Origin of the sequence: Catalinimonas alkaloidigena (genome assembly GCF_029504655.1) — a bacterium.
GTDB classification, from domain to species: Bacteria; Bacteroidota; Bacteroidia; order Cytophagales; family Cyclobacteriaceae; genus Catalinimonas; species Catalinimonas alkaloidigena.
The window spans coordinates 5165256-5179967 of sequence record NZ_JAQFIL010000001.1; the positions used below are offsets into that span (position 1 = coordinate 5165256).

13 protein-coding genes are annotated in these 14712 nt (G+C 41.5%); 2 read left to right on the plus strand and 11 right to left on the minus strand.

The genetic code is table 11. The annotated features are described in order from the left end of the window. Positions 1–118 precede the first annotated feature (118 nt). The 9 genes from OKW21_RS21015 to OKW21_RS21055 form a co-directional block, all read right to left on the minus strand. Complete coding sequence (locus OKW21_RS21015; protein WP_277483036.1) at positions 119–1627, minus strand: hypothetical protein; 1509 nt, start codon at positions 1625–1627, stop codon at positions 119–121. A gap of 114 nt (positions 1628–1741) precedes the next feature. Continuing rightward, entirely contained in the window at positions 1742–2527 is a 786-nt protein-coding gene (locus tag OKW21_RS21020; RefSeq protein ID WP_277483038.1) for a hypothetical protein, read from the minus strand. A gap of 57 nt (positions 2528–2584) precedes the next feature. After that, on the minus strand, positions 2585–3418 hold the full coding sequence (locus tag OKW21_RS21025) for a PD-(D/E)XK nuclease-like domain-containing protein (RefSeq protein WP_277483041.1): 834 nt from the start codon (positions 3416–3418) through the stop codon (positions 2585–2587). Continuing rightward, on the minus strand, positions 3366–3989 hold the full coding sequence (locus OKW21_RS21030) for a hypothetical protein (protein WP_277483043.1): 624 nt from the start codon (positions 3987–3989) through the stop codon (positions 3366–3368). The genes OKW21_RS21025 and OKW21_RS21030 overlap by 53 nt, the downstream gene beginning before the upstream one ends. 87 nt (positions 3990–4076) lie before the next feature. Further along, complete coding sequence (locus OKW21_RS21035) at positions 4077–4694, minus strand: hypothetical protein (protein ID WP_277483046.1); 618 nt, start codon at positions 4692–4694, stop codon at positions 4077–4079. A 524-nt stretch (positions 4695–5218) separates the two neighbouring features. Next, positions 5219–5584 (minus strand): helix-turn-helix domain-containing protein, encoded by a 366-nt coding sequence (locus tag OKW21_RS21040; protein ID WP_277483049.1) that lies wholly within the window; start codon positions 5582–5584, stop codon positions 5219–5221. A 541-nt stretch (positions 5585–6125) separates the two neighbouring features. Continuing rightward, entirely contained in the window at positions 6126–6302 is a 177-nt protein-coding gene (locus OKW21_RS21045; protein WP_277483052.1) for a hypothetical protein, read from the minus strand. 289 nt (positions 6303–6591) lie between these two features. Next, positions 6592–7062 carry a JAB domain-containing protein gene (locus OKW21_RS21050; protein WP_277483054.1) on the minus strand — a complete coding sequence of 157 codons (471 nt, stop codon included), beginning with the start codon at positions 7060–7062 and terminating at the stop codon, positions 6592–6594. A gap of 265 nt (positions 7063–7327) precedes the next feature. Beyond that, on the minus strand, positions 7328–8251 hold the full coding sequence (locus OKW21_RS21055) for an ArdC family protein (RefSeq protein WP_277483057.1): 924 nt from the start codon (positions 8249–8251) through the stop codon (positions 7328–7330). A 626-nt stretch (positions 8252–8877) separates the two neighbouring features. Here OKW21_RS21055 and OKW21_RS21060 point away from each other — a divergent pair. After that, positions 8878–12228, plus strand: a complete 3351-nt coding sequence (locus tag OKW21_RS21060; protein WP_277483060.1) for a Piwi domain-containing protein — start codon at positions 8878–8880, stop codon at positions 12226–12228. 219 nt (positions 12229–12447) lie between these two features. Here the strand turns inward: OKW21_RS21060 and OKW21_RS21065 are convergent, their stop codons facing one another. Both OKW21_RS21065 and OKW21_RS21070 read right to left on the minus strand, forming a co-directional pair. Then, a complete protein-coding gene (locus OKW21_RS21065) occupies positions 12448–13263 on the minus strand; it encodes a nucleotidyl transferase AbiEii/AbiGii toxin family protein (RefSeq protein ID WP_277483065.1) in 816 nt (271 codons plus the stop codon). Further along, on the minus strand, positions 13260–14054 hold the full coding sequence (locus tag OKW21_RS21070; RefSeq protein WP_277483067.1) for a type IV toxin-antitoxin system AbiEi family antitoxin domain-containing protein: 795 nt from the start codon (positions 14052–14054) through the stop codon (positions 13260–13262). Before OKW21_RS21070 ends, OKW21_RS21065 begins: the two co-directional genes overlap by 4 nt. Positions 14055–14411: 357 nt before the next feature. On the opposite strand from OKW21_RS21070, the gene OKW21_RS21075 reads away from it, so the two are divergent. Beyond that, positions 14412–14699 (plus strand): hypothetical protein, encoded by a 288-nt coding sequence (locus tag OKW21_RS21075; protein ID WP_277483068.1) that lies wholly within the window; start codon positions 14412–14414, stop codon positions 14697–14699. Positions 14700–14712 lie beyond the last annotated feature (13 nt).

The window sequence follows — 14712 nt, forward strand, 5'->3', positions numbered from 1 at the left end:
CAATCAGAAGATTATAAATTTATTTTTTTTGATTCCCCTTACTTTTGTATAGTGAAAAGTAGCAAGATTTTAACTGCTTTACTCCAGAATGAAGACTGTTTTGGCCTATGTTTACCTGCTACGATATTTTGTTTAAGTAATTCAGCATGGCAATGACTTTGTCCTTCAATATGGATATGGTATGCTGGTCATGCTGATAGAATTTAGCTTTCAGGCTTTTGGCCGACACTTCCTCTTGTTGAGTAGAGCTTAAGATCTCACTAAAGCGCCGGTAGATATTATTTTGATTCTGCTCTGGAAAAAGATCTACCTCCAAAAATAATTTTATCAAAAGTGAGACTTGTGCCACTGAAAGGTTGGTCTTGACCTTTTCATCATTGATAGTAAGCAAGGGTTCAGACACTAGTGAAGGATACTTTTCCAGGTAAGCAATCTCTTCCCTGAGCCAGCCTAAAATTCGTTCATTTGCTGATATGTTTTCTGTTTGTAAGCTGTACTGAACAGGCAACTGCTTGCAGAATTTTTGGTAGTAGTACAAAATTCCTAGCTTTTCACTTTTTGTTTGCTGTATGTCTAATTTTACTTTCAATCGGTCAATAAACCACCCTACAAATGATTCGTCGTCAAAATTGTGGGAAATCAATACCGTAGTCAGTTCTTCTTCATTGAAATGTCTTTCATTTACTATTTTTTCAAGTCCCTGCAAAAGCTGTTGGTACTTTCTTAATTGAAGATAACTGGCTTTCTGATGGGCAAGCCCCTTGATTTTGACAAAAAAGCCTGATAGAATGCCGTGTAGGGATGGATCTACCTCAGACTGTGCTAAAGCATTTTGAACTGTGTTAAGCTGCCCCGACAAGTGGTTAAGGATCTGTATATGATCGTGATAAGGAACTGCTGCATGGATGTCTATATACTGGGCAAATTGCTTTTCAATAAAGCCAATGAGTTCTTGTAACCCCAGGAAAATGTGCTTAGAAATGTCCGGGAGGCTATATTCACCTGAGAAAGTATACATCAGCAAATCTGTGTCCCCCAATTGTTCCATGAGGTGTCTGGCATAAGTGATTAATGTTTGCTGATGGTCCTGCACATACTTTTGGGCTACATCCTTTGAAGCAGCCTGAAAGGTGTAGTTAAGCATTTTCTGCTGTACCAATGCTACCTGCTCAATCAAAAGCTTTTGGTAAAAGTGGTAACGTCTTTCCTCAAAGCTTAAGGAATCCAATGGATAATAAGCATACAGTTCCAAGTGAACGCTACCGCTTTCATCTTGCCAGTGGTACCATTCAATGATTGATTCAGAGGCAAGGGAAAGCCGTTGTAGTACCATGTCTAAAAGTACTTCACCTGCTTGCTGTTCGTAGACTTGTACTTTATGGTTTAAAGCTACAAATACTGGAGGGCGATAGCGGTCTAAAAGTTTTATGTCAAGGGATTCAACTGAAAGTGACTGATCTTCAGATTGCCCAAACCGAGCATGAATTTGTCTGGCGCAAGTCTTTGGCACTTCTGAAAGGTGCTTATAAAACCGGGCTTGCTCTGAAGGTTCAGTAGGAAAATACAAAGGTGACAGGCTTCCCTGTACTACTTGGTGAATGATGTTGAGTTCGTAGGACACAATCATTGGTTTTTAGGATACCATATCGCAGTAAAAACCAAATTTATATATAATTATTTATATTTTATATACTTTAAATTATATCCCCATCGTCTTCTGGTAATATTACCCTTACAACATCTACTTTTCAGCGACTACTTTTCCATTACTACTCGTCTGCTTCTGTGCTTTTCTTTTTAGCTGACACTGCTCACAGTCTCTTTTGTAGCGGGAGAGTTGTTGATAGGTATCGGCTTGAAAACCACAGCTAACACACATCCGGTTCTCAGCCACCATTTGTAGTTCCTCCTGGTGCTCTCGTTGTTGCTTAGTTAAGGTTTGTTGTAATTTCGTTAAAGCCTGCTTGCCTTCGGAAAGCTCTTCGTTACGTTTGGTGAGTTGTGCTTGCAAATTGGTTAGGGATTGGTGAGCAGTGGTAACTTCTTCCTTGAGTCTGGTAGCTGCTTGCTGAGCCTGTTGTAAAGCCTGCTGATCAGCTTGTTGGCCTTTCAACTCTTTCCACTTGCCTACGAAGAGGTATACAAACAGGTAGTTGATCACTGCGATCAACAGGCTAAAAAGTTGGCTTATGAAAATATCCTGAGTAGATTTACTAAAGTCCCAGGCATCAAAAAAAAGAGTAGTAATGAAGTAACCGGCAAAAGCAAAGAGTACCGGAAATGCCTGATGGACAAGTTTACTGTTGGCTGCAGTGGTAAGAATTGTCAAGTGAATAGCTACGGAGAGAAACCATGCTGCCCCTTTTCTTTGCCAGCCGATGATCGTATCCGGTAATTGGTTAATTAACAGTGCCTGGCTTTCATACACCAGATAAGCATACATGGCAAACATGCCAATCATGATGGGAGGCAGGGTAAACAGACTCTCGGCAATCTTTTCAAAAAACTGATGTATTCTTCTTTCCATTGGGTTTGGGAGTTTACCTCGGACTTGATCCGGGGTCTTAGGGTTTAGAATAAAAAATCAGAGATAAGCTGTAGTAGGTTCATGCAGGTGAAAACTACCGTTTTTGCGTTCGTAGTAAATCGTTTCAAACAGGTCTAGCTCTTTGACTCTTTGTAGCAGGTGTTGGTATTTCCTTCTTCCTTCGGCGATAAACTGGCTGTTGCTAAACTTTTGGACAAAGAATAGCCGTTTGGCTTTTTTGCTTACCCCAATCAGGCATACCTGCTTGGCATCAATACTATCAGCATAAAAAGCCATCTGCCGGTCGTAATGATACTCCTGACAACTTTGAATAAATGCGGCAAGGCTGGTAGTAGAAGTCGTCTTAAAATCTATCACTGATGGGTTATCTGTCTCAGTGTTAACAATCAAATCAAGTTTACACTTACACAAAATACCGCTGGTTGGCTCCTGCCAGAGAATGACTTTTTCCTTCTCTGAATCTTGAAGCAATCCTTTGCAGAATTGGTTACTGATGACAGTGCGGTACATGCGATAAAGCATTTTGATGTCTAAATCAATGCAGCTTTCAGTTCGGAATTTCTCCGGCTCTAAAAGCAGTTCGTGAAAAGCCCCTCCCAAACGAAAAGCTGCTTCCGGCTTCTGGTAAGGTGTATTGCTTAGGATATGCTCAGCAATACTTAAATCGCTGTTGCTGATCCGCTGTAGTTGGTAGTAAGACATGACAATGAACAATGTAGAATGCCGCCGTGGAGCGGAACAATGAGCTATGATGAAAGAGGAAGCCGGAAACGGAAAACTGTCTCCGCTCTTCTGTCTCCCTTTTCCATCCTTACTGCTACCGATAAACCGTTTGTTGCTTCTGGAAGATGGACAGTCCGGCAATATCACGTTTTCCCTCGCGGATAGCCTGTCTGACTTTCTGCTCGTCAAGCATAAGGTAGTGGCGGGGCACTTGGGAAAGGTCTTTGACCTCAAACGTCCAGACTTTTCTCACTCCATCGATACTATGCTGGGCTACTGCAATCTGTCGCTTGAACTGGCTTTCCTGGCGTACCTGTTCAGCGTTACCGCCTTCTTCTTTCGAACGTTGCTGTTCTTCCCGGGCAATTTTGTCCAGCATCGCTTGTTGCTCAGCTGCGATCCGGGCGTTGAACTGTTGAATCAGATTATCGGCTTTCTGGATGGCTTCTTCAATAGGAGTAATCAATTCTTTTTCCCTGGCGATCCAGTTCTTGATTTCATCCTGCATAGGGGTGGTGATGGCCTTACGTGCTGCACCTACCTGTTTAATCAGCTGCTTACCTTCACGGATGGCGGCAGCCACTATGGCCTTATCCCCTTCGTCATTGACGACTTCAACCATCTTCATCACCCGGACCAGGTTGTTGATTTTCTTGTTGGTTTCAGTTTGAAATTTGATGATCGCAGAGGATTTAATTTGGGTATATTTAGCTAACATGATTCGGTTTGGTTTGATCGTAAAATGAAAATGAATGGTAGGGAGAGAAAGGTAAATCTCTCTCCCTTTTAGAATTCAAATAACAGCTTACCCTAATGGGTATTCCCCTTCAAAGATTTTTTCCAGGTCACAGGAGACTTCCCCTAAAGCGGTTTCAATCTCTGCGGACAAAGGTTTGGGAGGGCTGACTACTACTGTGTAATCAGTATTCAGGCCCTCACCTTTCTTTTCTACGGTCAGGTCATAACCGCTAGGGTGGCCGTACTCCTCGCTTTCAACATAGCTTTTCAAAGCTTTCAAGACAGACTTTTGTGTGATCTCTAGGACCTGTAGCTTTTCTTTCTGGTAGTTGTACACCAGACTGGCAATGAAATATTTTTGGCGTTCCATCTCACCGTCTTTCTTCAACTTAGCATTACGGTTGATCATTTCCTCTACGGAGAATTCACCGTCTACTTCCCGTCTGCGGTAGGGCTTGGTAGTTTCTGTACCGTCCTCCCGTTCCATCGTGCCGTAAAAGATAAAACCTGATACCGGGCCTCCTACAAAGCGGAAACGGTTCTTCCCGTATTCCATCTTCATAAACTGGTTACGTTTTTCGGGTATCTCATGCCCTCTGTCAAAAAAGTTGGGCGTTGCTAATACAGCAGCATTGTCGTTACCTGCTTCGTTGCTAACCTCTGAAATGTCTTTTACTTTTGCCATGATCTTTTAAAATTTTGTGTTAGAAAATAAGGTTAATTCATACCTCAACCCGGGGTGCACCTTGCTGATTGATTATACTTCAATATACAACTATTATGCGTATAAAACCAATATTCAATAGCAAATACAATATGAATAAATCAAGTAAATTAGCCTCTACAAGCTGATTTTATGGTATTATATGTAGATAATTTCGGAGTAATTATCAAAAAGCATGAAATAAATACGTATTTTATGACAAGTTGGTATGGAAAATGCACTGTAGTTAACCTCTCCCCCACAAAAAATCAGGAATTGGCAAGAGGACCGGACACCGCTGCCAGCCTTCCCCCACATGGGACAGATAAGCAGCCGGGTTTCTCTGTCAAGGACAGGCGAGGAACGAGGCTGATTCATTTTGCCTTGACAGAGAAAATTAGAGGCTGCTTAACTTACAAAGGATGGAAGGTGGACGGTCCGGGGCGTAAGATGGCGCGAAGGGCGTTTTGCTACCTAAAAAATCGATTATTACAAAACGCTCTTGATCATTTGTTTTGAGTGTTTTCCAGTCGTTGGATGAGTTCCTGGTTCTGGGCTTCCAGCATGGCTATTTTTTGCTCCAGGTGTTTGATACGGAGGTTTTGGACATCAGAAGCTTGGGAAAATAAGTTCATTTCTTCTTCAAACATGGGCACGTCATCTTTGAAGTAGTAGTTGACGTTGACCTGGGGATAGAGTTGAATGATTTCTGAGAGCGTTTCAAAGCTGGGTTTGGCCTGGCCTTTTTCTATCTTGTAGTATTTATCAGGACGGCTTAAACCTAAGCGTTTGCTTACCTGATAGGCATTGGTGCCTAGGGCTTTGAACACCGCATTAAACTTCTCATGAACACTTTTTTGATCTTCCGACATAGTATTACGTATTGTTTTCCGCTAATTACGAACTTTACAGTAAGCTTTCATACTATTTGTTTTTAATTGTTGGAAGATATAACACGGTATACGAAATAAAAAAGAAAAACTGAATATCCTTCCCCTTCTTTATTGGGATCAGTTTTCCCGAGTTGTGTGGGATAGACACAGCTTTCAAAGTGGCAGGCAAAACACAATGCAAACAGTAGAGCATTGCGCTGGCCATGGAGCTTCTTGGAATGGCAGGACTGCGGAGGCTGGTGGGTTAGCTTTGTACTGCGTTTTAAAGAAGCGGAATGAGTGGCAAAGGGCTAGCCTGGTTTGGGTTGTGGTGGGCGACCAAGAGAGGTCACTGCAGCGATAAATGTGCAGGCATGATTTCTCTTGGGCGAGGGGCTAATTAACACATTCTAACCCATACAGCTCCTCCGCTAAAAGGGTGGGTGGGATTAGTAGTTAAGTTTGTTTCAATTTTGAAGAGATCGTTTTTATAGTGAGCAGGTACCTCTTAAAAAACTTAGGTACCTGCAAACTCTGGTTTTCACAAGTCATACAATTGAGGATGAAAACCCATTGGAAAGTCATCGGGGTCTGCGAGCCTCTGGATAGTTTCATGTTGGCTTGCATCATTCTCAGACACTTCTGTGATAGCTTGGCCGCAATCCGGGCAGTAATTCCAGTCAGCTTGCGTGTTTCGTTGGCATTGTGTGCAGTTCATAGCGTAAAAGTTTTAAGTGAAAAATTAATGATGACCGCAACCAGGGTTTTGGGACATTAGTGCAAATATGGGTATGAGGAGAAGCTAAATAGCAAAGCGGTTTACGGTGCCTGGATTTGCACTATTGGCTCCAACCAACCCTAACTTTGTTACCATTCATTTTGAGCTTGTGCGTTTGGAGTGTGTTTGGCAAGTGAGTTTTAAAGCGTTTTCACCTTTCAATTTTTTTTACGTCTTCATTAAAAGATTGGTCTCCACGGTGGGTGGGTTATCAAATAAAAGGAATGCTCTAAAGCACCCCTTCATCAGCAAATGAATAATAACTTGGGTCAGGTGTAATAATAATATGATCCAGTACTGGTAAATCCAGAAAGCTTCCTGCTTCTTTGAGTTTGCGTGTAAGCTGCAAATCCGCCTGGCTGGGCGTCAGATTCCCGCTCGGATGATTATGTGATAAAATAAGGGAACTAGCAGAACTTTTTAAAGCAGCAGCAAATATCAGCTTGGGATCAGCTACGGTCCCGGCAATGCCACCCGAAGAAATGTTGACAATACCCAGCACTTTGTTGGCACGGTTGAGCAGCAGGATTTTAAATTCTTCCAGCAGTTCCAATTTGTTTTTGTCCCAATGTAGATGGAGGATACGATAGGCATCTTCTGAAGAGGTAACCTTGGGACGTAGGGAAGCTTTTACTTTGCTTTGGTAGTGAAGCGTGATTTCTGAGACTTGGTAAAGTGGTGAAGCAGGTGATGGTTTCATAGCATTTTTTCTTTAGGTGACACATCATGTTTGCCTCACCTTAGCTTTGCTCCACTTGTGGGTTGTGGGTATCTGTGTCAAGAGGAAAAGGCTTATACTCGCTGAGCCTGAGCACCTGGCTTTATGACGGAAGCTCTTGACACAGATGAAGGCAGGAAAGCTATTTTTGCAAACCATGAATGTGCCACCGAGAGAAAGTAGATGCTATATCATCTCCAGCTCTCACTTGGAGTATTCTGTAATGGTTTTAGCAAAAAAAGGAAGGTCAATCTCCCCCCTCGTTATTACCTAGTATATAATCTACTGCTTTCTGGGCGTGTTGGGCTGCTTCTACGACGAAACGCTTGTCATCATGCAGTACTTTGAGCCATCCCTGGATATAGGCAGCTGAATCGGTAAGTTCTTCTTCGGTTTGCAATCCCATCAGGTTGGAAAGGAAGCTTGCTCCCATCTCGGCAATAAGTTCCTCTTGGCCATACGTCCATGAGCCAAAACGTTGGGGTTCAGTGACACTGGTACGGTTCAGGCGCTTTTGGTGGCCAGTAGCATGCGTAAGTTCGTGGTAAAGTACCTGAAAATACGCTTCGGTGCTATAAAATGCTGTCATGGGTGGCATATTGATGTAGTCCCTTTTTGGGTGGTAGAAGGGCGTATTGCTCTCGGTCTTGACAGCTACCGGATGCGGCATGGTGTTAAGAGGTTGTAAGCCTTGCATCAGTTTGTCTTCATCATTTAAAATTAAGGTGTTTTCAGACGGTAAATCAAAGGCAATACCTTCGGTATCCTGGATATTAAATACTGAATAGTAGCGCAGGAAGGCTTTGCGTTCCACTTCAGTATTAGGCAGAGCTTTGGCTTCTTCTTCAGTGAGCTTGCGGCCGGTAAGCTTGCGGTAAAAATTCCACTGCCAGTAGATCACCGGAAGCGATTTGGAACCCTTCTTTATTCTTCCTCCCAGTTGTTGGGCTTGCCGGAAAGTGAGGAAGTAAGGCTGGGCAAAGTTAAAGCAGTTGAGCAATAATGCATTGATGCCACGATAGGGTTTCTTGGTGAGATAATTGGCAGCTGGGCCTTGAGCGTTCCAGCGTTGTTTCCAGGGGATGACACCTTGGTCTAATTTGTCAAGGATAATGTCAGTGATTATCTGGTAGACATCCTGACGTACCGGGGATTTTCCGTGCTTTTTCATACGTGTAATGGGTTTGTGTCCCGGGGTGGGACGGTGAAAAAAATTGATGAGCAGACTATCAGGCTTGAGGCTGGAATTCGGGCAACGAAGCAACGGAATAAACTAGCGGAGGGATTGAGGGATAGCTTTATGCCGGAATTTCTTGCTTATTTTCCAGCAACCAAGCCTAAATTGCTCTATCCATTTGCATGAACCTTGTGCGGTGGGTATTTGTATTTTTTGTAATACTTGAGAGTGTATTTAAAAAAAAAGACCAGTAGTAGAAGGATTGGGCGGCTATAGAATTGACTAATCCGTTTACTTGAGGAGCTTGAGTCTAGGAAAAGCTTTAGTAGACAATTTTACTTGGCTAAATAAGTCAGTTCGTAGAGCAATGTTTTGAAAACCCCACCAATGGCGAATTACTATGTGATGATAAAAATGAAGCACTAATTAAAATCTGGCTACCAGAAAACAATAAATATATTCTCGAGAGCACATTTCAGTTGTACTTCCCTACTGAAAAGCAATGACTGGATTAGTTGAAAAAGCTTGATAAATAGCGACAAATAAAATTTTTTGTTTAATTGCACATGTACTATTATTATTTGTTTTATACAAAGACTTCAATTTAATACCTAAACTTAATGTCGAACAACTACTTACCAAAAGAAGTATATGATAATCCAGGAAGGTATTGGGATTTTCTAACCGTCAGCGATGACAGGAGTTTTGAGGGGCAGCACTTTGATAGAAAAGAAGTTTGCAGAGCAGGATCAAATGGACAAGTAAGTAGAGGCGACCTTAAAAACTTTCGGAACAGTCAGATAGCTGAAACAATATCTGCATTTGCTAATGAAAACAAGGAAGGTGGATTGTTAGTATTGGGCATAGCTTCTGATGGAAGTGTACCGGGTTTAAATCATCTATCTGAGGAACAAGTAAATTCACTATGTAGCATAGACTATTTGGTGGGTCATAATTATCAAGCAAAAGTTCATAAACAAACAGTAGTAGGAAACGACGTAGAAATAGTTTTGATCTATACCTCCTGCTCCGTTAACACTATTTGCGCTACTGTAGGTCAGTCCCGCAAAGCTTTCCGAAGAGGTGGCATACAGAATTTGGAACTAAATGATCAAGACGTCGAAAGGCTAAAAAGAGAAAAAGGAATTGTAGATTATGAGAATACTAATTGCTCAAGGTTTAGCGAAGATGAAGTAGATCAAGGTGTTTACAGAGAATTTGTCAAAGGCTTTTTGAGTAATACTTCCTACGAATGGGCTACTATTGATTGTTTAAAGCGCGCTGGTGGCATTGATATCACCGGAGAATGGTTCACTAACGCTGGAAAATTGTTTTTCTCTCAGTTTCCGGGAAACAGTATCGCACACGCGTATATCCGATTGCTGCGTTTTGATAGTTCCTATGAAGAACGTGACAACCGCCCCACTCCCACATATGATAAAAAATTCAAGGGACCCTTAACAAAGCAAATCCGCGACTTCAGGACATTCATAAGCGAATCAGCTTTCTTCGAAACCTATCAGAAACGAAAAGAAGGTGGTGGATTTACCGACGAGCCGGAATACCCCCTTATCGCTATTGATGAGGCTGTTGTTAATGCTGTAGCGCATAGAGATTATGCTATCACTCGCCCTATCCAATGTGAAAAATATACAGATGCTTTCGTAGTAATCAATCCTGGTAATATTATTCAAGATCACAGCGTCCCTGATCATTTCTCTCTGGATGATACAAGGCTACAGCACTACAGCAGAAATCCTAAGATTATGGAATGGTTGGGTCAAATGAAGGATGTGCAGGGTAGAGCCTTTGTGTTAGCCTTACAAGAAGGAACCCGAAGGATGCGTGAAGAGACGGCTAAGCTTGGTTTACCCGCGCCTGAATACAAGACGACAGCCGTCGAAACTACATTGGTACTTAGAAACAATGCTTCGCTTCGTAAAGACGTACCAAATCTTAACGCAGCCGAAGGTTACCCTGAGTACACTAATCTGTATCGGCTAACCGGATTCTCTGATAATATTGAAGAAAACAGACAACGCCGTCGTGAGATATTATCAACTTTTAAAAATAAGCTAGCAGCCAACGGTTGGTTTATTGACAAAGACAGATATGGACTCCTAGTAGCACATAGAAAAGGATTATCTAACCCAGCACCTGATAAGGTATCAGAGATTGTTCGGTTGTTCCCAGCTTATTCTTTTCAAATTAGGCAATACTTCGGAAAGCAATATTTGATAGTAGACTATACAGTAGAACTACAAAGCGTAATCAATCTAGCTACGTGCCTCGAGTGCTTTTCAACGCAAGTTTTAAATGGTTATAGTTTAAGATGTATGGCTAACCTTCAAGGATGGTCTAAAGGCAAGATAACTACCGTTGAAAGCGAATACAGCGAAGTATTTGTCTTTAATACTGATTTGGTAGAGAAGATACCTAACAGTAAAATAATTCCAAGGTTACCTTTGGCACTTATTGAAAAGGTGTTGGAAAGGAAGAATGTCCGCTACGATTTAACCAAAGAAATTAAAAAAGCTTCTCTGATGCAGGGTAGAGATGCTTCAAGACTGCGGGCTGAGCGCACCCAAAATCTAGTTGATGATCTGCTACGAAATATTTTTCCACTTAGCTTTTCTAATCAAGCAATCTCTCTAGCAAGTACACCTCTGCTTATATCTTCTCGTGGCGATGGACTCCATCAATTGAAAGCAGATAGCCTAAAAGAGCCGCAAGTTGAATTTTCTAGACACCATGCTGAAGCAGATATAAGGCAAGGGATTACCGCTTTTGGCTCTTACGAGAACAATCCTAAAGATGTAGAGATCATCCCTCTGTGTAGCCGGGCTCTCACATCGCAGATGGAAGATTTGATTAGTAGACTAAGAAATGGAAAATTTAAATTCAAGGGAAGCGAAAGAACGTTCGGAACCAAATTTCTCTATAGTACCATCATCAATGCAGACCAAGAGCATCTGGAGAAAGAGGTAAAGAGACTATTAGAACAACACCCAAACTGGTACGGTAATACTAATCTACCAAGAATATTTCTGGTTCATTGTCCAAATGAGGGATATGCGAAGGATGATGAGAACTCTCCTTACTACAAAGTCAAGAGAATACTATTTGAAGCAGGGATACCTTGCCAAATGATCAGTTCAGCCACTCTATCAAATCCCGATTTCAAAGACTTGAATCTAGCCTTGAATATCGTTGCCAAATGCGGACAGACACCTTGGGTGCTTCCAGAATCTATTCCTGATTGTGACTTTTTCGTTGGCTTATCGTATACCCAAAGCTCTAGAGCGCAAAACAGTCGCCTGATGGCATTCGCTAACGTATTTAATCAATACGGAAGATGGGAATTTTATTCAGGAGGTAGTGACGCTTTTTCTTTCGAAGAAAAAGCTAAGCATTACGATCAACTTGTAAAAACTACACTGGCCAGACTTGACCTTTCAGAAGAGCCTACGGTTTGTTTTCACTACTCAGCTAAGTTCTCCAAAGAAGACCGAAAGGTAATTTTACAAGCTGCTAGAAGTATCCGCCCCAGAGGAAACTATGTGTTTGTCTGGATTAATACAGATCACAAACTACGTTTCTACGACAGCCGCGCTGAAACTAACGGAAGTTTAGCCAGAGGTAGATATGTTGTCGGTAGTAGTAATCAAATCTATCTCTCTACTTCCGGTCATAACCCTTATCGGAATGCTTTGGGAACGCCCAAAGCTTTAGAAATTAACGTCTACAGTGAGGATGCAAACGGAAGAGTTATTGAACCGGACATGCGAATTTTCGCCTCTCATGTGTTAAGCTTAACTAAGCTAAACTGGGCATCTACAGATTCTTGGTGTGCTGAACCGATCACTACTAAGTACGCAGGAAATATAGCCTATCTAACGGCGGCCTTCCTCCGGCAAGGAGGTAATTTTAAACTTCATTCAGCTTTGGAAAGAACTCCTTGGTTTATTTAATCCCTATTTACTATCTCTTTTCTGCCTAAATTTTCTAAAAAAATCTAAACATCTCTTAGTGCCATCTTTATATGCTCTCAAACTTTACTAATAACTCTTCCAATCCTCAGAAGGTAACATTCCTACTGCTTCCGTCAAGCCAAAGATCCTGAGCAGTAGTCCGGTGAGGTACAGGTGGGATTGAAAAAGATTGGTCTATATTTGTTAATAGGCGTTTCGTTATCTGAGGTTCAATCCATCTTCCACCAAAGATTTTACCCAATCAAAAGCTTTGTCCGCATCGTAAGTTATACCAGGTCGTAAAAGTCCTTCCAGATCTCCTGTAAAATCAGGGTTTGCTTGTTTCTCTTCCAGGTTAAGCAGGAATTGTTTCGCGGTGGGGGACTTACCTACTACAAATGCCATATACTCCTGATAACAATGTATGAGCTGATCTCTATCAAAGGCTATATGCTGATCTGCATAGAATAAGTCAAAGAGATCTCTGCCTTTGCTGCGCTGGTATAATGCCCTGAGTTTGGTGCCTAATAATTCGTTGATATGATAGGTGGTAATTTCAGCTTTGCCGGAGAACCAATCATTGCTGACTTTAAAAGGAAAAGATTGCCACTCCAATACATTAAAATGTTCCCTGCAATTGATCTCTATTTTTAAGCGCAGCCGTATGTCCGGTGCATACTCAGAATAAAAGCGGTAAAGCAAAGTATTGTTATTGGCCTTAACTTTCACCACTCTTTCTTCTTCAAAAAAGTTGATAACCTCTCCAATCTGCTTCAAGATAGGCTTGATGGGGCCTTCTTTGATCTGTACCAGATCAATATCTTCGGAATACCTTGGAGGCGGAATGTCGCCCACAGGTTTCAGGTAGAGTTTGTGCAGTGCGGTACCTCCTCTGAAGGCCAGATTTTCCCTAAGGAAATCATCTGAAAACAAAGCGACCAGTGTTCGGGAGATGATCAGGTCTTGCTCTACCTGTTCGTTTGTATTCCAGGGAGCATGATCTTTCCATTGGGCTATGTATGGTTTAGGAATCATAAATCACTTTCAAGTACTATGTTGGCATCTATTTTCCAGCGGTTACCTGTGCTGCCGGCTTTCTGTCCTTTATGTGGGCTTAGCAGAGTAGAAAAAAAATTCTCTTTGCTGAGGTGACCGTAAATGACCTGAGCTAAGTTATTATTCAGTTCTATTTCCTCCAACAGGAAACCCATGCGCTGTAACACACTTTTATTATGATACCAGGTAAGCAGGTCTTCTACATCCTTTTTCTCTAAAGATTCTGAAAGTTCTTCTAAAATAGCCAGCATCCGGTTTAAGCCGCCTAACTGATGTTGGTTTTCAATTAAGTCCGCAAAGGTGAGTGCCGGAGAGGAAAGTTTGAAATATCCTGCATCCGATTTTTTTTGTATGATGTTTTTATCCGGCCAGTTCTGGCTGTTGAAGAACCTGATTTTGATATTTCCTTTAGTAATATTTCTCAATGCCGGTGGCACGGTGATCATATAATCCTGCTGAACCCTTTGGTGTGCTGCACCTAAATAGGCTGCTGCTGAATAGAAGCCGATATAATAGGGTTTCTTTAAAAATTTGAAGAGCTTCTCTACATATAGTTCAAGGGGTAATTTGCCGTAATGCTGATAACGCGGAGGAATGATAAGATAAAATCCTTTCCGGAGGTTGATGACCTGCCGGTCAGAGGAAAGCCTGGCGAGCTCTTTTCTGACCGATGACTCTGGGGCAGCCGTCTTTTGCAGCAACTCCTCTGTGGAGAAAGCAAATTCCTCGTAAGATTGTAGTTCTCTGACAAATGCTGCTACAGTGCCCATAGTTTGGTTTTTCGTTGCGGAATATACCTATTTTTGGTGCATTTCGCAACGCAAAACTAATAATATTTATTTAGCATAACAGACCTATGCGTTTTCAGATGATGTTTAAGTATACTTCACATCAACTAATAATTGAACTTTTACAATATTGTTCTACAAAATTGCTTAGAAAGGAAAGTAATTTTTTGCCCCATTAATTGCCATGCAAAAGAATATTTTTACTATAATCACCTAACAATCAATAATTTATAAATAATCATTTTACGTTATTTATCCATATTTATAGCTATTTGATACTTTGGTAATAATTATATTTTTAAGAGAAACATCAAAATGACACAAAGTCTATCAAACTTAATGAACTCACCCCTAGCCTTGGTTGCCCTGCTGTTGTGGGTATTGCTGATCTTTTTGGTTGTCCGGCAGTGTAAAAGGTGGGCAAAAGCCAGTCAGCATGAAAAAATTTTCTGTCAAAATCATCCTGCTATTCCGGTTAAAGAATATAAACTTTCTGAGTTTGTGGTACATGATGAAGTAGAGGAAAAGTCAAAGCTCATCTTAGCCAGTAAACTCAAGCAGCCTAAGCTCAACCCGGAAAAGCAGGTAGAACGACTGGAAATGCTAAAGCATAGCTGGGATGTCTGATGCAGAAAGTATT